At 69.6% G+C, this 22,153-nt stretch carries 23 protein-coding genes; 14 read left to right on the forward strand and 9 right to left on the reverse strand.

Annotated features, from left to right (window positions below; translation table 11 throughout):
* Positions 1 to 633: 633 nt before the first annotated feature.
* Positions 634 to 1,215 carry a TIGR03086 family metal-binding protein gene (locus J2S55_RS38695; protein ID WP_306871457.1) on the reverse strand — a complete coding sequence of 194 codons (582 nt, stop codon included), beginning with the start codon at positions 1,213 to 1,215 and terminating at the stop codon, positions 634 to 636.
* 238 nt (positions 1,216 to 1,453) lie between these two features.
* On the opposite strand from J2S55_RS38695, the gene J2S55_RS38700 reads away from it, so the two are divergent.
* Positions 1,454 to 2,029, forward strand: a complete 576-nt coding sequence (locus J2S55_RS38700) for a PadR family transcriptional regulator (protein WP_306871459.1) — start codon at positions 1,454 to 1,456, stop codon at positions 2,027 to 2,029.
* Complete coding sequence (locus J2S55_RS38705; protein WP_306871461.1) at positions 2,026 to 2,946, forward strand: SGNH/GDSL hydrolase family protein; 921 nt, start codon at positions 2,026 to 2,028, stop codon at positions 2,944 to 2,946. The genes J2S55_RS38700 and J2S55_RS38705 overlap by 4 nt, the downstream gene beginning before the upstream one ends.
* A gap of 29 nt (positions 2,947 to 2,975) precedes the next feature.
* On the opposite strand, the gene J2S55_RS38710 is transcribed toward J2S55_RS38705, so the two are convergent.
* Positions 2,976 to 3,974, reverse strand: a complete 999-nt coding sequence (locus tag J2S55_RS38710) for an SDR family NAD(P)-dependent oxidoreductase (RefSeq protein ID WP_306871464.1) — start codon at positions 3,972 to 3,974, stop codon at positions 2,976 to 2,978.
* A gap of 81 nt (positions 3,975 to 4,055) precedes the next feature.
* Here J2S55_RS38710 and J2S55_RS38715 point away from each other — a divergent pair, with 81 nt between their 5' ends.
* Positions 4,056 to 4,658, forward strand: a complete 603-nt coding sequence (locus J2S55_RS38715) for a TetR/AcrR family transcriptional regulator (protein WP_306871466.1) — start codon at positions 4,056 to 4,058, stop codon at positions 4,656 to 4,658.
* A gap of 226 nt (positions 4,659 to 4,884) precedes the next feature.
* Here the strand turns inward: J2S55_RS38715 and J2S55_RS38720 are convergent, their stop codons facing one another.
* Positions 4,885 to 5,703, reverse strand: coding sequence for a S1 family peptidase (locus J2S55_RS38720; RefSeq protein ID WP_306871468.1), 819 nt, complete (start codon positions 5,701 to 5,703; stop codon positions 4,885 to 4,887).
* 392 nt (positions 5,704 to 6,095) lie between these two features.
* Here J2S55_RS38720 and J2S55_RS38725 point away from each other — a divergent pair, with 392 nt between their 5' ends.
* The 3 genes from J2S55_RS38725 (at position 6,096) to J2S55_RS38735 (ending at position 9,213) form a co-directional block, all read left to right on the forward strand.
* Positions 6,096 to 6,488: a nuclear transport factor 2 family protein gene (locus J2S55_RS38725; RefSeq protein ID WP_306871471.1), complete on the forward strand. Its 393-nt coding sequence runs from the start codon at positions 6,096 to 6,098 to the stop codon at positions 6,486 to 6,488.
* Positions 6,489 to 7,589: 1,101 nt separating this feature from the next.
* A complete protein-coding gene (locus tag J2S55_RS38730) occupies positions 7,590 to 8,465 on the forward strand; it encodes a metalloregulator ArsR/SmtB family transcription factor (protein ID WP_306871473.1) in 876 nt (291 codons plus the stop codon).
* A gap of 520 nt (positions 8,466 to 8,985) precedes the next feature.
* Entirely contained in the window at positions 8,986 to 9,213 is a 228-nt protein-coding gene (locus J2S55_RS38735) for an NUDIX domain-containing protein (protein WP_306871475.1), read from the forward strand.
* Between the two features lie 1,439 nt (positions 9,214 to 10,652).
* Here the strand turns inward: J2S55_RS38735 and J2S55_RS38740 are convergent.
* Positions 10,653 to 10,847, reverse strand: a complete 195-nt coding sequence (locus J2S55_RS38740; protein ID WP_306871478.1) for a hypothetical protein — start codon at positions 10,845 to 10,847, stop codon at positions 10,653 to 10,655.
* A gap of 370 nt (positions 10,848 to 11,217) precedes the next feature.
* Between J2S55_RS38740 and J2S55_RS38745 the strand changes: the two genes are divergently transcribed.
* Positions 11,218 to 11,757, forward strand: a complete 540-nt coding sequence (locus J2S55_RS38745) for a DinB family protein (RefSeq protein WP_306871480.1) — start codon at positions 11,218 to 11,220, stop codon at positions 11,755 to 11,757.
* A gap of 252 nt (positions 11,758 to 12,009) precedes the next feature.
* Here the strand turns inward: J2S55_RS38745 and J2S55_RS38750 are convergent, their stop codons facing one another.
* Positions 12,010 to 12,504 (reverse strand): nuclear transport factor 2 family protein, encoded by a 495-nt coding sequence (locus J2S55_RS38750; protein ID WP_306871485.1) that lies wholly within the window; start codon positions 12,502 to 12,504, stop codon positions 12,010 to 12,012.
* Between the two features lie 76 nt (positions 12,505 to 12,580).
* On the opposite strand from J2S55_RS38750, the gene J2S55_RS38755 reads away from it, so the two are divergent.
* The 3 genes from J2S55_RS38755 (at position 12,581) to J2S55_RS38765 (ending at position 15,041) form a co-directional block, all read left to right on the forward strand.
* On the forward strand, positions 12,581 to 13,078 hold the full coding sequence (locus J2S55_RS38755; protein WP_306871486.1) for a winged helix-turn-helix transcriptional regulator: 498 nt from the start codon (positions 12,581 to 12,583) through the stop codon (positions 13,076 to 13,078).
* Between the two features lie 283 nt (positions 13,079 to 13,361).
* Entirely contained in the window at positions 13,362 to 14,030 is a 669-nt protein-coding gene (locus tag J2S55_RS38760) for a HEAT repeat domain-containing protein (RefSeq protein WP_370879741.1), read from the forward strand.
* A 6-nt stretch (positions 14,031 to 14,036) separates the two neighbouring features.
* Complete coding sequence (locus J2S55_RS38765; protein ID WP_306871488.1) at positions 14,037 to 15,041, forward strand: HEAT repeat domain-containing protein; 1,005 nt, start codon at positions 14,037 to 14,039, stop codon at positions 15,039 to 15,041.
* Positions 15,042 to 15,145: 104 nt separating this feature from the next.
* On the opposite strand, the gene J2S55_RS38770 is transcribed toward J2S55_RS38765, so the two are convergent.
* Entirely contained in the window at positions 15,146 to 17,221 is a 2,076-nt protein-coding gene (locus tag J2S55_RS38770; protein ID WP_306871489.1) for a heavy metal translocating P-type ATPase, read from the reverse strand.
* A 65-nt stretch (positions 17,222 to 17,286) separates the two neighbouring features.
* Between J2S55_RS38770 and J2S55_RS38775 the strand changes: the two genes are divergently transcribed.
* Complete coding sequence (locus J2S55_RS38775) at positions 17,287 to 17,697, forward strand: ArsR/SmtB family transcription factor (RefSeq protein WP_306871490.1); 411 nt, start codon at positions 17,287 to 17,289, stop codon at positions 17,695 to 17,697.
* 25 nt (positions 17,698 to 17,722) lie between these two features.
* Here the strand turns inward: J2S55_RS38775 and J2S55_RS38780 are convergent, their stop codons facing one another.
* Positions 17,723 to 17,845, reverse strand: coding sequence for a hypothetical protein (locus J2S55_RS38780; RefSeq protein ID WP_306871491.1), 123 nt, complete (start codon positions 17,843 to 17,845; stop codon positions 17,723 to 17,725).
* Between the two features lie 177 nt (positions 17,846 to 18,022).
* Between J2S55_RS38780 and J2S55_RS38785 the strand changes: the two genes are divergently transcribed.
* Both J2S55_RS38785 and chrA read left to right on the forward strand, forming a co-directional pair.
* The gene (locus J2S55_RS38785) at positions 18,023 to 18,460 is read left to right on the forward strand and encodes a chromate resistance protein ChrB domain-containing protein (protein WP_306871492.1); all 438 of its coding nucleotides are present in this window, start codon (positions 18,023 to 18,025) and stop codon (positions 18,458 to 18,460) included.
* Entirely contained in the window at positions 18,457 to 19,821 is a 1,365-nt protein-coding gene (gene chrA / locus J2S55_RS38790) for a chromate efflux transporter (protein ID WP_306871495.1), read from the forward strand. The genes J2S55_RS38785 and chrA overlap by 4 nt, the downstream gene beginning before the upstream one ends.
* Here chrA and J2S55_RS38795 read toward each other — a convergent pair.
* Positions 19,815 to 20,591, reverse strand: a complete 777-nt coding sequence (locus J2S55_RS38795) for a MerR family transcriptional regulator (protein WP_306871497.1) — start codon at positions 20,589 to 20,591, stop codon at positions 19,815 to 19,817. The genes chrA and J2S55_RS38795 overlap by 7 nt on opposite strands.
* Before the next feature lie 4 nt (positions 20,592 to 20,595).
* A complete protein-coding gene (locus tag J2S55_RS38800; RefSeq protein ID WP_306871499.1) occupies positions 20,596 to 20,733 on the reverse strand; it encodes a hypothetical protein in 138 nt (45 codons plus the stop codon).
* Between the two features lie 175 nt (positions 20,734 to 20,908).
* Here J2S55_RS38800 and J2S55_RS38805 point away from each other — a divergent pair, with 175 nt between their 5' ends.
* Positions 20,909 to 22,141, forward strand: coding sequence for a serine hydrolase domain-containing protein (locus J2S55_RS38805; RefSeq protein WP_306871502.1), 1,233 nt, complete (start codon positions 20,909 to 20,911; stop codon positions 22,139 to 22,141).
* Positions 22,142 to 22,153 lie beyond the last annotated feature (12 nt).

Raw genomic sequence — 22,153 nt, forward strand, 5'->3', positions numbered from 1 at the left:
GACGAGTGATCGTACGTCTTCCAGTTCTCGCCCGTTGCACCTGCTCAGTGGCACCGTCCATGCAGACACCCCACCAAGCCCACCGATCCCACCGCAACCGAATTCATCCGCGGAGATCACTGCTGCGCCCGCTCGAGGATCAGGGAACTGGGGTCATCAGCGAAGCTGATCATGGTTGGGTGGTCTGGGCGGCTGTGACCGGGTCGCGGTCATAGCCGGTCGGAAATCTCCGTTACCAGCCATCGACGCAGGCCGGCGAACGAGGCCCAAAGCGTGGCGTACGGCCGGCTCAGCACTTCGTGAACAGTGGCCGGACAGCAAGCGAGAAAACTCGGCCAGATATGACCGGCACCCCTTGAGGGTGCGAGCGCTCCCGCGGTGTGGGCGGGGCGTTCGGTGCGGATGGTTGGATGAGCGGCTGGTCTGCTCAGGGGCTCAGATCCAGACGGGCTGCGGCGTTTCCACGTAGCGGGCGCCGAAGCCGCCGGCGGGCAGGATCTCGGCGATGATGGCTTCCCGCGCTCGCATATCGTCGCGCCGGGCCGCGCCACGTTTGGGATGCCGGCCTTGGAGGAGGCGCCTCGGGGGGAGGCTGCGTGCAGGCGTTGGCCGTAGAGCCCTGAGGTCCTCGACTCAGGCGGACCAGTGGGGGTCGCGGCCGAGGAGGCCGAGGAATCGGTCCTGGAGTGGAGCGTCGTCGGGGACCTTCACCTCGGGGCCGAAGACGACGATGCCGGGGCCGAAGGCGCCGGGGGTGCGCATCTCCTCCGGGATCTGCTGGGCCTTGGGCCACATCGCCTTGACCTCGACGGGGTCGATGGTGTCGTCCTGTCCGGCGGCGCGGGCGAGGTCCCAGCCGTGCAGGACCATGTCGGCGCTGACAACCTGGTCGATGTGCTGCTCGACCGACAGCCGCCCCGTCGGGGTGTCGACCTCACGCGCGGCGGTCACCGGATCGGACAGGAGGGCCTCGACATCGGCACGCGCACAGACGAAGGCGGTGAGCGGGTCCTCCTCGACGGTGGGCGCGGGGGTGAGCGACCGGCCGAGGGGACGGAGCATCACGCCGTGCATGTCGACGATGTGGCCGACCACCTCTCTGGCGGTCCACTCCTCGCACGGGGAGGGGTTGGACCATTGCTCGGGGCGGACGGCGGCGACCTTGGCCGCGAAGATCTCGGCGCGGCTCCGGTAGCGGGCAGCGATCTCGCTCATGAGCACTTCCTTTTCCATCGTCATGGCCGGGGACACTACAGGACAGGGGCCTACGACAAGATCCCGCCACGCACGACGGCTCGATGATCGTCTATGGCCCCGGTCCGGCGCCGTCAGTTCCAGGACGCCGGGGAAAGCGGCGGCCGGGCCCTGCGCCGCGTGGCGGCCCTCTAGCGCCGAGGTGTCCGTCGGCCTATAGTCCTCTTCATGACTACTCATATCCATGAGTATTAAGCCGATGGCCCTCAGACACGCGGTGCTGGCGGCGCTGCTCCACGGCGAATACAGCGGATACCAGCTCACCAAGCTCTTCGACATCGGCGTCTCCAACTTCTGGTACGCCGCCCCACAGCAGCTCTACGCCGAGCTGACCAAGCTGGAGGGCGACGGCCTGGTCACGGGCCGGGAGGTGGTCCAGCGAGGCCGCCCCAACAAGCGCGTGTTCAAGGTGACCGAGGCCGGGCTCGGCGAGCTGGCCGCCTTCGCCGCCACCCCGGCCAAGCCGCTGCTCATCCGCGACGACCTGGCCGTCAAGGTGCACGCCGTCGACCTGCTCGACCCCGCGCCGGTGATCGAGCAGCTGCACGACCGGGCCCTGGAGGCCGCCGCCAAGCTGGAGGTCTTCGAGCAGCTCCTGCTGCGCCTGCGCGGCGAGCTGGACGAGGAGACGTTCCTGCGCCAGGGCGAGCACGTCGGCCCCTACCTGTCCTGCCTGGCGGGATGCAGGTTGGAGCGCGAGACCCGCGCCTGGTGCCTGGAGACGGCACGGACGCTCGGCGAGCGCATGGCCCGAGCCGGAAGGGAGACCTCATGACCGTCTACATGCGTTATGTCGCGCTCGGCGACAGTCAGACCGAGGGCCTCGGCGACGGCGACGACATCACCGGCCACCGCGGCTGGGCCGACCGCCTCGCCGAGCACCTGGCCCGCGCCAACCCCGACCTCCTGTACGCCAACCTCGCGGTCCGTGGCCGGCTGGCGGGCCAGATCCGCTCCGAGCAACTGGCCCCCGCGCTGGCGCTGCGCCCCGACCTTGCCACGGTCATGGCGGGCATGAACGACCTCATCCGTCCCGGCTGCGAGCCCGCCGCTGTGGCGGAGGTGCTGGAGGAGATGTACGCCGCCCTGACCGAGTCGGGCGCACATGTGGTTACCGTGACTTTTCCAGATATCGGGAAGATCGCCCCGATAGCCCGTCCGCTCCGGCCCAAGGTGCTCGACCTCAACGCCCGCATCCGCGCCGCCGCGGCCCGCCACGGGGTCACGGTGGTGGACACGTTCGCGATGGAGTTCGTCACCGACGCGCGCATGTGGGGCACGGACCGGCTGCACGCGAGCCCGGCGGGTCACGCCCGCATCGCCGCCGCCATGGCCCACTCCCTCGGCCTGCCCGGCAGCGACGACACGTGGATGCTGCCCTTCCCGCCCCTGCCCTTGGCGGCGGCGTGGCGGGTGGCGGCGGCCGAGCTGCGTTGGTTCGCCACGTTCGCGGGCCCATGGATCGGCCGCCGCCTCCGCGGCCGCTCCTCGGGCGACGGCCGTACGGCCAAGCGCCCGGAGCTCACACCATGGGCCCAGCCGGCCGCGAGCCCCAGCACGGCGCCGCAGCCCGCTCCCTCGGCCGGACCGGCGGCGGGCTCAGAGGTGCCGGCGCCCACGCCGGGGGGACGGCAGGTCGTGCCGCCGGGAGAGGTCGGAGCGGACGCCATCCGCCCTGGGCCACGGGCCTGAGCATGCGGTCCAGGGCATGGCTCGTCGCGTCAGGCGGAGGCCGTGCCGGACCGGCCTCCCTGGTCCAGCAGGGTATTGATCATCTCCTGGAGCTGGGCGCGTCCGATGACGCCGAGCGCGCCGGTCAGGGCCTGGGCGAGCTTGTCGAACGGGTCGTCCATCGACAGCTCCTTCACCTTCTCGGCCAGCTCATCCACGCTCCACGGCCCGTCCTTGTGGATGTGGCCGCCGAGCGACCAGCCGCGGTTGACCGCGACCGTCCCGCCCCGCACCGACAGCACCTGGCCGGTGAGCGGGCAGGCCGCGCTGGCCAGGTAGGCGGCAACAGGCGCGCTGGCGGCCGGGTGCAGGGGGTCGAACCCGTTCGTCGACGGGTCTTGACTCATGCCGGGAACACCGAGGGTGAGCCTGGTGCGGGCCATCGAGGGCGAGATGCAGTTGACCCGCACGCCGTACTGGCCCAACTCCAGGGCTGCCACGATGGTCAGCGCCGCGACCCCGGCGTTGCCCGACGCGTAGGAGACCTGCGCGGGCAGCGGGTTGAGCAGTCCGGAGCCGGAGGAGGTGTTGACGACGGCGCGGTCAGCGCGGACCCCCGCGCGGAACCGGTGGCGCCAGTGGCGGGCCGCCCAGTGCGTCACCGCGAAGGTGCCCTTCAACTTCACCGCTACGACTTCGTCGAAGTCCTCCTCCGACAGGTCGGCCAGGCCCATGTTCCGTTCGATGGTGGCGTTGTTGACCACGACGTGCAGGTCGCCGAAGGACTCCAGGGCTGTCTCCACCATGCGGCGGGCCCCGTCCCAGCTGGCGACACTGTCGGTGTTGGCCACGGCCTGCCCGCCGCGGGCAATGATCTCCTCGACCACCTCTGCGGCCACGCCGGCGTCCCCGCCCGTGCCGTCGATGGCGACGCCGGGGTCGTTGACGACGACCTTGGCGCCCTCGGCGGCAAAGCGCAACGCCTCCTCCCGCCCGATGCCGCGCCCTGCTCCGGTGATGATGACGACGCGTCCGTCCAGACTTCCCACGGGACCACCCCTTCAATGACTGCAGTCTCTGCAGTGATTCACTATATGCATAAATTCATGAGATGAAGTAGAGTGGCCGACATGGTGGAGAATCGCGGACTGCGGGAGCGGAAGAAGCACCGCACCCGGCAGGCGCTGATCGAGGCGGCCGTGCGCCTGTTCGATGACAAGGGCTACGACCAGGTGACCGTGGCCGAGATCGCCGACGCCGCGGAGGTGTCCCCGCGAACCTTCTTCCTGCATTTTCAGACCAAGGAGGACGTGCTCCTGGCCGACGCCGACGTGCGCGTCGACCTGGCGCTGCAGGCGATCGGCGAGCGCCGCGCCGAGGAACCGCTGCCCGAGGTGCTGGTGCGGGCGATGGACCAGATGATCGTCAATGCCTGGGACCGCGACCTGTCCAGTGGGCTCGCCGCGCTCCGGGCCCGGCTGGCGGCCTCGGTGCCGGCGCTACAGGCCCGGCTGCTGCAGCGGTACCTCACGACGCAGGCCGAGCTGGCCCAGGCGCTGCAGCGGGCGTTCTCCGACAGGCTCGACACGATCCTCGCCTCCGCCCTGGTCGGCGCGGCGGTGGGCGCCGTCAGCGCCTCCGCGCTGACGGCGCTGGAGCGCGGCGACGGGCCCGACGAGGTACGGAACGCCATGCGGCGGGCCATTGCCTTGGTGGCGCGATCCGTCACCTGACGGATGATCGCGGCCGACCTGGGCAGGCGGGCCGAGAAGCGGCGGCGCACGGCGGCGGAGAAGCTGCCGCTGATGCCGTCCGCCTGGACGTCCTCCACGCCCGACGCTCCCGGGCCACCCGGGTTGACCAGGATGGAGCCGATCATCGGCAGGGTTCGAGCGCTTGCCGGCCCCCAGCCGCCGCATGGGCAGGCCCGGTCCGTCACCGGGCCTGCCGTACCGCGGCTCAGCTGTTCGTGCGGATGGTCTTGTTGATCCAGTCGCTGTAGGCGGGCACGTTGGTGTAGAGGCCGGGACCCTGCTCGCAGGAGGGGCTCTTGGCGCCGGGGCCGGAGGTGACGCCGATGAGTTCCCACCGGCCGCCGCGGCCGCGCTGGATCTGGGGGCCGCCGGAGTCGCCGTTGCAGGCCATGGCCTTGGGCTTCTGGCTGACCGTGCACAGGCGGGTGTCATCGGCGAAGCCGGGGCCGCACTCGGAGACCGCGCCGCGGCGGGTGTCGAGCTGGCGCAGCTTCTTGGCCATCTTCCAGTCAGCCGGGTTGGTGCTGGACTCGGTGATGCCGAAGCCGATGATCCGGGTCGGCGTGCCGGGCCTGTCCGCCTGATCGGCGATCTTGATGGGCTTGACACTGACCGGGCGGTCCAGGCGGATCAGCGCGATGTCGTTCTTGTTCGGCAAATTCTGGGCGTAGTCCGGGTGCAGGAACGCCTGTGCGATCTTGCGGACGGTTCCGCCGGACGTCCGCTTGTCGCTCCCGATGCGCACCGTCCCCTCCGGGATCGAGCCGATCTCCATGTCGAGGCAGTGCGCCGCGGTCACGACCCACTGCGGGTTGATCAGGGCCGCGCCGCAGTTGCCGTCCGTCAGGCCCATGAGGGGGGCCGTGGTCGGGATGGCCGCCATGAAGGGGTAGGACTCGGTGGGCTCGGAGCCGTTGATGATCGCTCCAGCGCTCCCGGCGGTGAGCGCGAGGCAGGCCGCGCCGGCCAGCGCGACGACGGCGGAGCGGGAGACGATACGGCGGAACGAGGTGGTGCCAGACACGAGTGAAGCCCTTCATTGGTTGTTTATTGCGTTATGAAGCTATATGTCCGGCTTCGTTGGGGTGATCATGCCAGCAGGCCAACATGCGGTAGGGCTAACCCCACCTGACCGGGGTGGATGCACCCAACGCCGCGCGACCCGCAGGAAGTCGGCCTCGCCCTCGCCCCTCGCGCATGGCCGGGCCGGGCGGATATGGCCAAGCACCCCGGATCGCGCTCCGGGTCGGCGAGGGGCGGGGCCGTACGCCTCGGAGGAGTCCAAGAAATGCATTACGACCCGAAAAATCGAACATCAAGGCATCAACAGCTCGCCTCAAGATCCATGAAGGGGTCGAAGGCGCCCTCCGGGGTTGGTTTGACCTTGTCACCGGCGTCAACGTTTATCGTCGCAGCATGAGCAACATGGATCGGGACATCCTCCTCAAGCGCGACCAGAGCTTCTTCGACGCCCTGGTGGCCGGCGATCTTGCCGTGCTGGAGGAGCTGCTGGCAGACGACTTCGTTCTGGTCGGAGTCGAGGACGGGGCTGTCGCCGACAGGAAGATCGTGCTGGACCTGATGGCCTCCGGCTCTCTCCGGTTCCCGCAGATCCATTCGTTCCCGGACGAGGCGATCGTCCGGGTCATTGGCACAGTAGGCATCGTCGTTGGGCGTACCGGCATGAACTTCACCAACCCCGACGGTGCCACGTTCAGCGCCGGAAGCCGCTACACCCACGTCTACGCCGCCGATGCCCTCGGCGTCTGGCGCCTCGTCTCCGCCCAAGGAACCGCGATCAAGGCGTGATCCCTGCTCGGGCGCGGGCGTCCAGGCGGATGTGCCGGTCCGGCTTGTTGGCAGCACCGGCGCGATTGCCTCGCGCGGTATCGCCTCCAGCCTCGACAGCCGATGTCCCTGTTGCGCCCGCGCTAAGGCTTTGACCTGGTCTTTCTCGCTACTTTGAGGCTTGTGACGCCGACCCGGGCGGAGAGCCGACAGTCGCGCCGCGCCGGCGGCCGGATGCTGCTCACCGTGCCGCTCAAGGCCCACCGCTCGGGTCCGTACGACCGGCCGCAAGGTAGCTCTGAGTGACCAGAAGCTAATGCGGGACGAGCAGAAGGAAGGTCATCCGGGGTGATGGGGCATCCGGGAGCGGCCGGATAGTCCTGTGGGTCGATCCCAAGCTGTCGCGTCAGGACGCCTTCGCCTACATCGAACGCCGGGGTGTTCGCCCATGGATCTCACTGACCACTGGCCCCCGCCAGCGGCTCCTGTCTGGGAGGCGCCTGGCCGGCGATGTGGTCGTCCGGGCGGTCCGGCACCGAGGGAGCGTGACGGGCGGGCCCCGAAACGCTTCCGCCGCGGTGCTGTCCGCCGCGTTCTCGGTGATCCAGGATGACGCGGTTGCCGGCAGCACCCCCAGCCGTGACCACGCGCACCAGATCGGAAATGTAACTCTGAGTTACCATTCGGATGGTCGCGGCGACCCGAGCGCAGGGCTCGGTGGGCTGACCGGACAGGACAACAGCTCTGCCCGATACAGCGCGGCGGAACATGCGCGGAACCGTCGGCGACCGACCATGGCCGTAATGCGATCCGCGCCGCGCATGGCCCGGCCTCCGGAGGGTCGCGACGGAGCCGAGCAGGCCTCACCGGTCTCGCGCCCGCGTGCCCTGAGGTCTTTCCGGCACAGCTTGGAAGGTGGGCCGCTGACCTGCGTATCCGCTGTTTCCTGCGCCGTTGCTACTGGGACCCGTATTCGAGGCGGGTCCTCGCGCCTGGACGGCGGTTCTGCGGCGCCGGGGAGGGCGTCCTTCCGAACCCGGCTTGCCCGATACCGGCCGACCGTATCCCCCTGTCCAAAGATATTCCTTGACAAGAATATTTTCTCTGGTCACATTCCTCGGTATGGACATACTCTTCAGCGCACTGGCCGACCCGACCCGCTGGCAGCTCGTAGGCCTGCTGGCCGAGCGGCCCCGGCCGGTCGGGGTCCTCGCCCAACTCGCCGAGGCACGCCAGTCACAGACGACCAAGCACCTACAAGCCCTTGAGCGTGCCGGCGTCGTCGCCTCCCAGCGCTCCGGCCAGCGCCGAATCTACGCGCTCCAGACCGCACCCCTGCGGGAGCTGGCGGCTGCGCTCATTCAACTGGCCGACACCACCGACCAGATCAGCGGCCCGCACGAGACCTACGACCGCTACAGGCACAACCTCCACGCGGAGCGGCTCGCCGCCCAGGAGCCAGGGTGGGCCGACGGCCGCTCGTTCACGTTCCACCGGTCGCTGGCGGGGCGCCCGGAGGAGGTCTGGCGCCACCTGACCGAGGCCCCCCTGCTCGCCCGCTGGTGGACGCCCGACGACCTGCGCGTCTCCGAGCTCGTCTTCGAGGCGCGACCGGGCGGACGGATCGTCCAGGGGTACCGCGACGCCGAGGTTCTCGAGGTTCTCGAGGGTGTCGAGGGTGTCGACCTGGTCGTCGGGCGCGCGCAGGAAGTCGTCGAGGAATCCGAGCTGGTCGTCGGGCGCGCGCAGGGAGTCGTCGAGGACGTACGCGCCGGCGAGCACCTGGCCTACCGGCTCTCCCCGCTGCTTGCCGACGGCAGCCCTGCCTTCACCGCCCACATCCACCTGGACCTTCGGTCCACCGACACCGGCACGGAACTCGACGTCCGCTTCCGGATCACCGACAGCACGGTCGAATCCGCGGACTTCATCGCGGGCCTCGAGATCGGCTACGGCCAGAGCCTCGACAAGCTCGTGGCGGCCATCGCCGCGGACTGAAACAACACCGGCAACGCCGGGGTACGGCATCATTGCTACCGGGACCCCTGGTGACGCGCTCGGGCAGGCGCACCGGGGCCTGGGGTCCCGGCGGTAATGGAGCGGAATCCAACGGACCTCTTGAGGGGGCCACCGGAATACGGTGAGGGCGGGCCGCGCCGGGCCGCCCTCGGTATTCTTGGTGAAGGTCGCCGCGTTGAACCTGGTGGACCCGGTGAAGGTCGCCCTGTCGAAGACGGCCTCGGTGACATGGCCGCCGGTCAGGTCGGAGTCGATGCGGGTGGCGCCGGTCAGGTCCAGGTGCATTCCCTCCCAGAAGGATGGCTCGGCCGGGAGTGTGGAGCGCTGGTCCGCGGGGCGGGCGCGGGCTCCGGCGGGGTATACGGCATGCGCAGGCATCCGATCTGCCTAAGGAGTCAAGCCGTGGCCTTTAAATGAGGTTTGGAACTCGCGACTTCCTCTGTCGAGCGAGTTTTCGAGTGTGCTGGCCGGTGGCGCCGCCCTCCATATGATCGTTTCTATGTACAAGATGATCGCTCGGTCATCAGCCCGTGTACTGCTGATCGACCACGTCGATCGGCTTCTGCTCTACCGAGGCTTGTCGCTCCAGGTGGAGGACCCTTTCTACGCGTGGCTCATACCGGGAGGCGCTATCGATCCCGAGGAAACCCCGCAGCAGGCGGCTGCCCGGGAGTTACGGGAGGAGCTGGGACATGTTGTAGGCCTTCCGCTCGGGTCGGTGTCATAGACCGCAATGTAGGGGCGTATTCCCAGGTCAGGACAGCTCGCCGGTGCCTGTCGGAATCCGCTCACCGGCCCGTTCACCGACGTTGATTCTCGGCACGAATTCTTGATGCTCACTACCTGCGACCTCGTAGTTTCCCGGTGGAGTGTCGACAGAAGAGTCTGTCGACACTGACATGCGATTACACAGAGCTACTTTGCGTCCTATGACGCCGACCCGAGCGCTGGGCCGAGAAGTTCGCCTGGTGGCTGTCGAATCCGAAGCGCAATTACTGCGACGGCAAGCCGGACAGCAAACCGTGTGAGCCGTAGGCGGGTGGTCGTGTACTGAAGTGCACGGACTACTACTATGCGCCTGAGCTGTGGCTGATGCAGAACGTGCTGGGCGACTGGGAGAGAGGGCTGAGCACTCCCTGCGAGTTCAGTAACATCGTCACGCAGAACGAGAAGGCCGAAGCCATCTGCGGCCTCGTCGGACTGGTCGGAGACGCCATCATCCAAAGGGCACAGAATGGATCACAGTAAATCCTCCGATTTCCGCGACCAGTATCCGGGCTGTGGTGCCTGGGTCACCTACACGGACTCTGCTCGATCTGGCGATACGGGCGTGTTGAACCCGAAGTTCAAACCTGATTGTCATTGATTCCGATGCGATCGAATACGCTCAGGAGCGGTGTGCGGCCGCTCCTGGCCATGCTGGGCGCCACCATCCTGTTGATGGCGGCGCTGGTCGGATCAGCGGCGGCCGAGCGGCCGGTGTTCGAGAGGTGCCGCGGTGTGCATTCGGCATCCCCCGGATGCGCGCAGGCACGCGTTACGGTCTCCGAATGCCGGCAAGGATCCGGACGCTGGGGAGAAATCATCTGCGCGGGCGCTCTCCATGTCGTCGACCGGTGTACGCGCGTCGACGTCGACGGTGCGGGAGTGTCCACCTGTGCGGCTCTCAGCTCCGATTATCTGAGTTGCGTCGAGCGAGATCTCTCCCCTCTGTCATGTCAAGAGCTGGGCATCATATTTCTCGACTGCATGCGACAGCTCGGGATGACCGAAAGGAGTTGCCGGGCGGACTGGGGAGAACTGGTGGCATGTAAGACGCGCGCCGTCGACCCCGAATTCTGCCCGGTAACCGGAAATCCCAGGCCCTGGCGGGTCCGTCCAGGGGAAGAACTCGGCGGCCCGGGCGCGCTCCTGGACCCTCCTCTCGCGGGCGGTCATGGAGGGCGTTCAGGAGGGCGGTGAGTGCGGGCTGGCCGAGGGACGTCTCGCGTACCGCGATGTGGATCGAACGGGCCGGAGCCGGATCGGACAGCTCATGGACGACAACACCGGGATGAGGGCCGGGCAGGGCCGCATCCCCATCCCCCGGCCCGGGAACAGGGCTTTCGTCGCGGCGGCCGCAACTCGCCGACGAGCGACGCACCCCAGGACCGGCCGCTGGGTGTGTCAGTCGATCCATCCCCGGTAGTGCCAGATGTAGGGGTCGGCCCCGGGCTCAGGTTCATAGGCCGCCCGGGAGGTCTCCCGAGGGACGGCCATGTACGCCCCCGTCTCCAAAGCGCCATCCGTCACCACCACCGGCCCGGGGACCGTCGCTCCGTCCAGCGGGCCGCCCAGCAAGGTCACGTGTCGCTCGGTCATGGCTCTGACTCTGGCTTATGGGCCCCGCCTGTGTCCCTATGTTCGAGGGATCGTGGCGGGTCGTGATGGGCCGCGTACACCGATCTTGTTGGTTGACGTCGCTGACGGATCGGACAGTCCGTCTGTAGCCGGATCCAGCTCACTTGGGCGACAGAGAGTCCTGCCTCACTGTCCCCTGGCCGCTATCGGGGCGGTTCTGTACCGTGCGGGCATGGGCAGAGGCTGGGTCAGAGCGCCCGGGCAGGCCTCCTATGATCCGCCTCTCCCCGGATAAGAGTGGTGAGTCGGTGGTAACAAAACAGCGCAGTGGCGAGGCTGGCGGATCCCTTGACGGTGCCACTGGCCGCCTCAACGCCTAGACTCACCGTCCATGATCCACCTGGACGGGCAGGAGCGCCCGGAACCTCCCCTCGAAGCCGATGAGACCACCACTCTCCTGGGCTTTTTGGAGTTCCAGCGCGCGACCCTGGTGTGGAAGTGCGCGGGCCTGGACGTAACCGGTCTGAAGGCCACCGTCGGCGCCTCGTCGATGACCCTGGGCGGGCTGCTCAAGCACCTGGCCTACGTCGAGGACGACTGGTTTTCTCGATGGCTGCACGGGAAAGACCGACAACCCCCGTGGGACACGGTGAACTGGCAGGCCGACCCCGATTGGGATTGGCACTCGGCCGCCGAGGACTCCCCTGAGCAGCTGCATGCGCTCTGGCAGAATGCCGTGACCCGCTCCCGATCCCTGGTCGCGGAGGCGCTGGCCGACGGCGGCCTGGAGCGTCGGGCCCGGCGCACCTGGCCCGACGGCCGGGCACCGAGTCTGCGATGGATCCTGTGCCACATGATCGAGGAGTACGCGCGGCACAACGGTCATGCCGACCTCCTGCGGGAGGCGGTAGACGGGCTCACCGGAGAGTAGCCGCTGCGCGGACGGTCACATCGTCACAAGCCCCGGCGTCGCCGGGCAGGACGGCCTTGGACACCTTGGTCAGCAGGCTGCGGTCGTTGTGGTCCAGGGTGTGGTCGCCGATCGTGGTCGGACGGCGCCGCGCGCCGGGGTGACGCCCTCGGCGCTGACGCGCGGCCGCTCCAGCTCGCGGACCGGGTCGGTGGGCACCGCGGCGCGGGCGGCCAGGTGCTTGTACAGCGCCGACAGCCGCCGGGCCCGGGCTCAGCGAGGGTCCGGCGAGCGGCTGTCGAGATCGCGTGGGTCCGGACGGTCCCTGATCTGCGGAGCGCCGGCCTCTTCGACACCACTCTCGATGAGACGGCCAATTATCGTCGCCATCTTCTCGGTGTCCTCGACCACGTTGACACGGGTGATCTGGCCCCAGCGCAGCTCGATCGTCTGGGCGAACTCGTTGCGGAAGGGGTGGCCGGCGGCCGTGCCGCTGGTCCGCACGAGCACCACGACCCGGGTACGCCAGGGCCATCCCTTGACGAGCACATCATCAACGGTGAACCGGATATCGGCGAGCAGTCGAAACAGCCGCTCGAACCACCGGCGTTGGGAATCGATGTTGTCGCGTACTCCTCCCATGGCGTTCTCTCCCGCAAAGCGGTGTGTGAACGTCGGCGCGAACATCCTCAGGACGGACTCGATGTCGCGGTCGTTGAGGTGGTTCCAAGCGGTCCGTACCCTGCGCGCGACGATCGTGTTGTACATCCCTGCCTCCAGGTCAGTTCCCTTAGGAGACTGACGCTATCAGGGTCGGTCTCCTCAGGGAACTAGACTGCGGAACATGCAGCGCACCTCATTCGGGGCCATGACCTGCTCCATCGCGCGGACTCTGGACATCGCCGCCGAGCCATGGTCCCTGTTGATCATTCGGGATGTTTTCGTGGGCATCAGCCGATTCGACGCGATACGGCGCGATCTGGGAATCTCCCGTAAGGTGCTGGCCGAGCGGCTGCAGCGGCTCGTCGAGGAAGGCGTCCTCGAGCGCCGCCCGTATTCGCAGCACCCCGTCCGGCACGAGTATCACCTCACGGACAAGGGCCTCGAACTCTGCGAGATCATGTTCGCGATCATCGCGTGGGGAGATCGATGGACCGCGGGCGAGGCCGGGCCACCAGCGTTGCTCCGCCATGAACAGTGCGGTGCAGTGACCCGTGCCCAAGTCTGCTGCGGCGAGTGCGGCGAGCCGTTGAACGCCTCGCAGGTGCACGCCGAGGCCGGTCCCGGAGGCACCGATGGTCCGGGAACCCAACTGATGCCCGAATATCTGCGAGCCACCTGACGGACACGCCGGCACGCGTACCCGGCGATGCTGCGCAGGACAGAGCCCTGCTCTTCTCCCCCGTACGCCCGTACGGGTGGAGCGCGATGCTGAAAATGAGCATGCAGGCGGCACTCGGGATGGGGAGACGGGCGGATGTGGCGTGCGCATCCGGCTGGTCCTTGACGTGACTTGACAAGCACCGGACTCGGCAGGCAGAGGGTGCCTGGTGATCTCGCGCCGTGACCCCACTTGACCTTGACACGGTGACAAGGTCTTCACTGTTGCCAAGGAGGTGGTCCCGATGGCCATGCCGAAACAGGGAACGGATACGGTCCGAGCTTTTCAGGGGCTGGAGGACAGCAGCTCGTCGGTGCGGCTGCGGGCAGCGCTGGCGGTCGGCACGACCCCTGACCCGCGGTTCATCGACAAGCTCATCGAACGATGCGCGATCGAGCCCGAATTCTATGTGCGCGACATGCTGACGTGGGCACTCACCCGCCACTCGGCGTCAATGACGGTCCCGGAGCTTCTCAAGGAAGTCCGCTCGGAGCGTGCGCAGGCACGGAGCCAGGCGTTGCACACGCTGTCCAAGATCGGGGATCGGCAAGCGTGGCCGGCGATCACACGGGCGCTTCTGACCGACGCCGACGACGAGGTGGCGCGGAGCGCTTGGCGGGCGGCGGTCGTGCTCGTGCCCGAAGGTGAGGAGCCCGAGCTGGCCGCAGTGTTGTCGACACAGCTCGGGCGCGGTGAGCGTGAGACGCAGCTGAGCCTCAGCCGGGCGCTGATCGCGCTCGGTGAGGTGATCGTGCCGACGCTGCGCGCCGCGATGACGGATCTCGACCCTCGCGTGCGTCAGCACGCGATCGCCACGGAACGGCTGTTGCGCGACCCGGATGCCGGGTTCGGGTTCGCGATCGAGGAGGCGAAGCGCGTCGTGGCCCTCGGCACCACCGGCAAGGAGGGGTGATGGGCAGTGTTGATCGGTGATGTGGCACGGCGATCCGGGGTCAGCGCCCGCATGCTCAGGCATTACGAATCGCTCGGCCTGGTGCGGCCGACGGGCCGTACCGAGTCCGGCTATCGGGAGTACTCCAGTGAGGACATCCGGCGGATCTTCCATGTCGAGAGCCTGCGGTCCTTGGGGCTGTCGCTGCGTGACGTCGGGCGCGCGCTGGATGATCCCGGCTTCACGCCCTCGGAGCTCGTCGACGACCTCATCCGCCAGACGCGAGAACGCATCGCGGCTGAGACGGAGCTGCTCACCCGACTGCGTCGGATCGGCGCCGCGGAACCCGCCGACTGGGAGGACGTCCTCCAGATCGTCGCCCTCCTGCATGCTCTGGGGTCGGAGAGCGCCGGCAAGCGCCAGCGCGCGGCCCTGTCCTCCCTCGAAGAGGTTCCGGTGCCGGTGGAGGCTCTGGTCGAGGCAGTGTTGAGCGAGACGGACCCGAACGTCGCCGGAGCCCTTCGATGGGCTCTGGCGCGATCGGGCGATGACGGATTGGCGCTGCTGGCCGAGGGCCTCGGCTCCCCAGCAGCAGCGGTGCGCAAACGCGCCGTCCAGTCCATCGCCGAGATTCCGAACGGTGAGGCGACCGCGCTGCTGCGGGACGCCCTCACAGACCCCGACATCGTGGTCCGCAGGTATGCGGCTCTGGCACTCGGGGCACGTGGAGTGGCCGACGCGGTCCCGACGCTCATCGACATGGTCATCGAGGGGACGAATGACGTCGATGCCGCCGATGCGCTGAGCGCGCTGGCGAGTCGTCCCGCGTTGGCGGATCAGATCGCCACCAGGCTCGTTGATCACCTCCCCCAGGGCACCGTTGAACCGTCCGCACGTCGACGGCTGACACAGGCGCTCGCGGGTATCCCGGGAACAACAGCGTCACGGGCCCTCGCCGATCTGTCACATGACGAAGACCGTGCCGTTGCGCTTACCGCGACATACATTCTCGGGATACGCGACGCACGATGACGGATCTTCCCTGGGGTGCTGTGTGCCCTGGACAAGGGGCCCGGCGCCGCCGAGATCCGCGCCGCCGCCTCTGCCGCCGAGCGGGTCGAGAGCGCCGAGCGCGCCTACCGACGGCCGTCCGGGATCGCGGCGGCTCGTTTCCAGGCGGCGTCACGCAGCAGACGCAAGCCGTTGAGGCCGACGATGACGGTGGAGCCCTCGTGCCCGGCCACCCCCAGCGGCAGCGGCAGCTCACCGAGCAGGTCCCAGGCCACCAGCACGGCGATGAAGGTGGCGGCGATGACCAGGTTGGCGACCACCAAGCGGCGGGCGCGGCGGGCCAGGGCGAGGACCGCGGGGATGGCGGCCAGGTCGTCGCGGGTGACGACGGCGTCGGCGGCTTGCAGGGTGAGGTCGGCCCCGGAGCCTCCCATCGCGATTCCGGCGTGGGCGCCGGCCAGGGCGGGGGCGTCGTTGACGCCGTCGCCGACCAGGGCCAGCCGGGTGCCGTGCCGCTGCAGTTCGTGGACGGCGCTGGCCTTGTCCTGCGGCAGCAGCCCGGCCCGCACCTCGGTGATCCCGGCCTGGCCGGCGATGCGGGCTGCCGCTCGGGGGTTGTCGCCGGTCAGCAGGACCGGGGCCGTGCCGGTCAGGCTGGTCAGCTGCGCGAGGGCCGCGGGGGCGCCCGCGCGGATGCGGTCGGCCAGGCCGAAGACGGCGACGCTGCGGCCGTCCAGGAGCATCACGACGGCGCTGAGCCCGTCGTCTTCGAGCTGGGCCGCCACGGCGCGGGCACGCTTGAGGTCCTGCTCGGTCTCGGCCGTCCCGGTCTGCTCCAGCAGCCGGGCCGGGCTGCCGAGCTCGACCAGCCGGCCCGCCACCAGGGCGCGGACACCTCGGCCGGGCAGGGCGGCGAAGCCGGTGGCGGCGGGCAGCGGCAGGCCTCTGCGGCGGGCGTCGGCGACGATGGCGCGGCCCAGCGGGTGTTCCGACCCCTGCTCGGCCGCGGCCGCCAGCGCGAGTAGCCGGTCGGCCTCCTGCCCGGCCCCTGTCCCGGCCGTGACATCGGGCTCGGCGTCGGGCTCGCTGCCGGGCTCCCCGCCGAGCCCGACCTTGGACAGGACGCGCAGCTGGGCCAGGTGCGGGCGGCCTTCGGTCAGGGTTCCGGTCTTGTCGAAGGCGACCCGGTCGACGTCGGCCAGCTGTTCCATCACCACGGCGGACTTGACCAGCACGCCGTTGCGGCCGGCGGTGGCGATCGCGGCCAGCAGCGGCGGCATGGTGGCCAGCACCACCGCGCAGGGCGAGGCCACGATCATGAACGTCATCGCCCGCAGCAGGCTGTCCTCCACGGAGGTGCCCCACAGCAGGGGCAGCGTGAACAGGGCGAGGGTGGCGGCGACCATGACGATCGAATAGCGCTGCTCGACCTTCTCGATGAACAGCTGCGTGCGGGCCTTGGTGGCGCCGGCCTGCTCGACCATGGCCACGATCCGGGCGATCACCGTCTCGCCGGCGGGCCGGGTGACCTGGACGCGCAGCGCGCCGGTGCCGTTCAGCGTCCCGGCGAACACCTCATCGCCGCTCTGCTTGTCGGCCGGGAGGCTCTCGCCGGTGATGGAGGCCTGGTCGACGTCGCCGGCCCCGGCCACCACGCGCCCGTCGGCGCCGATGCGCTCGCCCGGCCGTACCACGATGACGTCGCCCACCCGCAGGTCGGCGGCGGCCACGATCTCCTCCTCACCCGCGGCGGTGAGGCGGGCGGCCTGGTCGGGCGCCAGGTCCAGCAGGCCGCGCACCGAATCCTCGGTACGCCTGGTGGCCACCGCCTCCAGCGCGCCAGAGGTGGCGAAGATGACGATCAGCAGCGCGCCGTCGAAGACCTGCCCGATCGCCGCCGCGCCGATCGCGGCGACAACCATGAGCAGATCGACGTCCAGGGTCTTCTCACGCAGGGCCTTCAGCCCGGCCAGGCCCGGCTCCCAGCCGCCGGCGGCGTAACAGGTCAGATACAGCACCCACCAGAGCCAGGCGGGTGCGCCGGCGAGCTGGGCCAGGCCGCCGGTGGCGAACAGCGCGGTGGCCGCCAGGGCCCAGCGCATCTCCGGCAGCGAGCCCGCTCCCGAGCGCCACCAGTGCAGCGGCCTGGGTGGTGGCGCCGGGCGCGCGGCGGCGTCGAACGTGGTCAGATCAGTCGTCACCGAAGCATCTTATATGCGCATTCACGCAGATACGCATATAGTGAGGTTCGAGGTAGGCTTGCCGCATGCACACCTCGCTGCCCGACTTCGACATGCCGAACGAGGAACAGGTGCATCTGGCCGCCGAGTCCTTCCGTCTGCTGTCCGACCCCACCCGCATCAAGATCCTGTGGGCGCTGCTGCAGGGCGAGTCCAACGTCGCCTGCCTGGCCGAGCTCGCCGACGCCGCCCCCACCGCGGTCAGCCAGCACCTGGCCAAACTCCGGCTGGCCGGACTCGTCAAAGGCCGTCGCGAGGGCACGTTCGTGTACTACAGCGCCGCCGATGAGCACGTCCGGCGCCTGCTGTCCGAAGGGCTGTTCCACGCCGACCACCTCGACCGGGCCGGCCACGCTGACGGGGCCGGCCACGCCGAGGCTCGGCTGGACGCGCCGCCGAGCGGACGGGCGGCCGCGCACGCACACCCCGCACGCTGACCCTTCCAGTCCAGCGGCACGCCGTTCACGCGGGCAGGCCTCCGTCGTGGAAGGCCCGCGGCCCGGCGGCGACGTCGGCGCGGGTGAAGGCGTAGCGGCCCAGGAAGTCGATGCGGTCGTAGGCGATCGGCGACGGCCGGGCACGCATCTCGTCGGTGACGGCCCGGCACCCCCGGGGCTACGACGAGAGGCAGAGCAGCCGTTGATCAGGCGGTGGCCTGGCCGTCGGTCGGGCCGCCGTGCAGGATGCGGTGGCCGGTGGACGATTCCCTGTCGGGCCCTCCAACCCCGGTCCGTCGACGCCCCCGATGACGTGTAACCATGGTTGCATGACTGGGCAGGGGGGTCAGCGGGTGCTGCTGTCCTACAAGATCCCGCGGGAGCCGTCGTCGCCGCGGGTCGCGATCTGGCGCAAGCTGGAGCGGCTCGGCGTGGCCCGGCCCTGGCTCCGGCCGATGCCACGCCGTCCGACATGCGCGGCGCGCGGCTGTCCCGCCACGGGCCCGACTGCAGCTTTGAGGCGATCCCGCGCCGCTACGAGCTGACCGATCCGGTGCTGTGGAAACTCGCCCGGATCGTGCACGGAACCGGCCTCGACGACGGGCGTTCCGACGCGCCCGAAGCGCCCGGCCTGGACGTGGTGCTGCGCGGGCTGTCGATGGTGTGCGACGACGAGCGGGGCCTGGAACCGACCGGGCCCGTCTTCGACGGGCTGTATGAGTATTTCCGACGCGCCCTGCCGCAGGGACGGGAGCCGGCATGAGCACCGAGACCCATCACGACGTCATCGCGTTCCGGCAGGCGGTGCGGGTCTGGTTTCTCATCTCGCTGCAGACCTTCGGCGGCCCGGCCGGGCAGATCGCCGTCATGCAGCGCACCCTGGTGGAAGACAGACGCTGGATCGGCCAGCAGCGCTTCAACCACGCCCTCAACTACTGCATGCTGCTGCCCGGCCCCGAAGCCCAGCAGCTGGCCATCTACGTCGGCTGGCTGCTCAACGGCACCCGCGGCGGTCTGGTCGCCGGCATCCTGTTCGTGCTGCCCGGCCTGCTCGCGCTGCTGGCGCTGTCGGCCGTCTACATCCTGTGGCAGGACACCGCTGTGGTGACCGCGCTGTTCGCCGGGATCGCCCCGGCGGTGCTGGCCATCGTCGCCCAGGCCGTCATCCGGGTCGCCAAGCGCTCCCTGACCCATCCGATCTTCGTCGCCGTGGCGGTGGCCGCCTTCGCCGCGCTCGCCCTGCTCGGAGTGCCGTTCCCGATCGTCATCGCCGCGGCCGCCCTCGTCGGCTGGAGCGTGCACAAGCTCGCCCCGCACGCTCTCGCGGCGGGCAACGGACACAGCGGGGACGGCGGGCCGGCGCCGCTGATCCCCGACGACGCCCTGCACCACGCCCAGCCCAGCCTCCGCTCGGCGGCCAAGATCCTGGCCGTCGGGCTGGCCGCCTGGTGGCTGCCGGTGGCCGCGGTCGCGGCGCTCACCGGAACCGACAGCGTGTTCACCACCCAGGGCCTGTTCTTCTCCGGCACCGCGCTGATCACCTTCGGCGGCGCCTACGCCGTGCTCGCCTTCGTCGCCCAGCGCGCGGTGGAGACCTATGCCTGGCTGAGTCCCGGCGAGATGGTCCGCGGCCTCGCCCTGGCCGAGACGACGCCTGGCCCGCTCATCATGGTCGTGCAGTTCGTCGCCTTCCTCGGCGCCTACCGCGACCCCGGCATCCTCCCCCCATGGGCGGCTGCGCTGCTGGGGGCGCTGCTGACCACCTGGGTCACCTTCGTGCCCTGCTTCCTGTTCATCTTCCTCGGCGCCCCCTACGTCGAGCGGCTGCGCCACAATGCCGCGATCAGCGCCGCGCTGACCGGCATCACCGCCGCCGTCGTCGGCGTCATCGCCAACCTCGCCGTCTACTTCGCCGAGCACACCCTGTTCGCCGCCACCCGCACCTGGAGTTGGGGCCCGTTCATCATCCAGCTGCCCGACCTGCCCACGATCAGTCCGATCGCCTCGGCGATCACCCTCGCGGCGCTCGTCATGACCTTCGCGCTGAAGTGGCCGGTGCTGCGCGTCCTCGGCGTCTGCGCCCTGCTCGGCCTCGGCACCGTCCTGCTGGGCGGCCGTCACTGATGCGGGATGTCGATGCCGGCCGCGCGCAGCTCCGCCTCGACCAGCGCGTTCAACCGGGCGATGGACGGCTCCTGGTTCTCTCGGTGGTGGTTGACCAGTCCGTACCGGGCGGCGGCGTCTGACTGGTTCCCGAACCCGGCCGGCACCGCCAGCACCGCACGGTTGGCCAGCAGCCTGTCGGCCAGCGCGGAGGCCAGCTTCTCGATCCGCGGGTCGTCCGGATCCCAGGACCTCGCATCCAAGCCGCGCTTGGTCAGCTCGACGAACTCGGGGTCGTCGAGCGAATGTTCGAGCTGGGTCAGGAAGCTGTCGAAGATCGCCGGAATCAGCGCCCGGGCCAGCACCAGAGCCTCCCGTTGAGTGGCCACGTACTCGGGACCGAAGCCGAGATCGGCGAGTCGGTCCAAGACCGCGCAGGCCCGCTCGGGCAGCAGGACCCGGTCGCCATGGGCGAGCCGGTGCAGCGTGTCGCGGCGCGCGATCAGGTCCTCGATCCGTTCGCCGAGCCGGCGATGGACGTCGTCCAAGGCGGCGGCGAACCGCTCGGGATCGGCGCCGAGCAGGTCACCGATCTCGGCCAGCGGCACGCCGGCCCCAGCCAGGGTCCGGACCTGGACCAGCCGGAGCAGGTCGGCCGACCGGTAACGCCGGTAGCCGGAACCGTCGCGTTCCGGCTCGGCGACCAGGCCGAGCCGGTGATAGTGCCGCACGGTCTTGATCGTGACGCCGACGAACGTCGCAGCCTGACCGATCGTGAGCCCGTCTGCCATCGGCTCAGCGCACCTCCGGACCGTCGGCGGCTGCGGTCTTGCGAACCGCGTCGGTGACGGCACCGAAGTCCTCGCGCGGGATCGAGCCGTGGTCGCCGGCGACCTCCGCGCTCACCTTGAGGTATGGGTTGCGAGCAATCACAGGGGCGAGGGTAGCGCGCATCTGTTGCGGCTGGTCGCGACAGGAATTGACCTTGACCTTGGGTCAGGGTGCAGGCTCATCGCATGGCCGCCTCGAAGGGGCCGAGCCACCAGGGCCGCCGTTGGTTTTCGAGCCGCGCCGGCACCTACTGTCGCGAGATAAGGAATGACCATTCATGATGGGTAAAAGCAGCAGCGGCTTCTCCGAAGCGGGGCTGCGCAGACTGCGTGAGGTGCTGGCACGGCATGTCGAGTCCGGGAAGATCCCCGGGCTGGTCGCCCTGGTCGGCCGGGGCGGTCAGACGCATGTCGAAGCGCTCGGGACGATGCGCCATGACGGTGGCGCGCCGATGCGCCGGGACACCATCTTCCGGATGGCGTCCACGTCCAAGCCGGTCACGATGGCGGCGGCGATGGTCCTGCTCGATGAGTGCCGGCTGCGGCTGGACGACCCGGTGGATCCGTGGCTGCCCGAACTCGCCGACCGCCAGGTGCTGAAGCGGCCCGACGGCCCGCTGGACGACACCGTGCCGGCGCGGCGGCCGATCATCGTACGGGACCTGCTGACCTCCACGTTCGGGCTCGGAGTGGATTTCGCGTTGCTGGACTCCCCGATCAGGGCAGCGACCTTCGAGCGGACCGACTACAGCGTGGCGTCCGGGCCGGCGCCCGACCCGGACGAGTGGATGCGCCGCCTCGGCGAGCTGCCGCTGTCGTACCAGCCCGGAGAACGGTGGCAGTACGACCTCAGCAACGAGGTGGTCGGCGTGCTCGTCGCCAGGGTCACGGGCCGGCCGCTGGAGACGTTCCTGCGCGAACGCGTCCTCGATCCGCTGGGGATGAGGGACACCGCCTTCCACGTGCCCGCCGGCAAGATCGACCGGCTGCCGCCCCTCTACGGACCCGACCCGCAGAGCGGAGAGTTCCACGTGTGGGACGAGGCGGCGGGGGGAAGGGTCAGCCGGCCTCCGGCGTTCCAGGGCGGCGGCGGTGGGCTGGTCTCCACCGTCGACGACTACCACGCCTACTTCCGGATGCTGCTCAATGGCGGGACGCACGGCGGCGAACGGATCCTGTCCAGGCCCGCCGTCGAGCTGATGACCACCAACCGCCTCACGCCCGGGCAACAAGCTGCCCGGGACGCCATGTACAGGAACATCGCCCACATCACGGTCGGCCAGGGGCAGCACGGCGGCTGGGGCTTCGGGATGGCGGTGCGCACCCACCGCGGCGACTACGCCCCCATCGGCCAGTTCGGCTGGGACGGCGGCAGCGGCACCTCGGCCTACGCCGACCCGGACAACCAGCTCACCGGAATCCTGCTCACCCAGGTCGGCATGTCCACCCTGGATTCGCCGCGGCTCATCCACGACTTCTGGGCCACGCTCTACCAGGCCATCGACGACTGACATCGGGCTCGC

This window comes from Streptosporangium brasiliense (assembly GCF_030811595.1).
GTDB lineage: Bacteria > Actinomycetota > Actinomycetes > Streptosporangiales > Streptosporangiaceae > Streptosporangium > Streptosporangium brasiliense.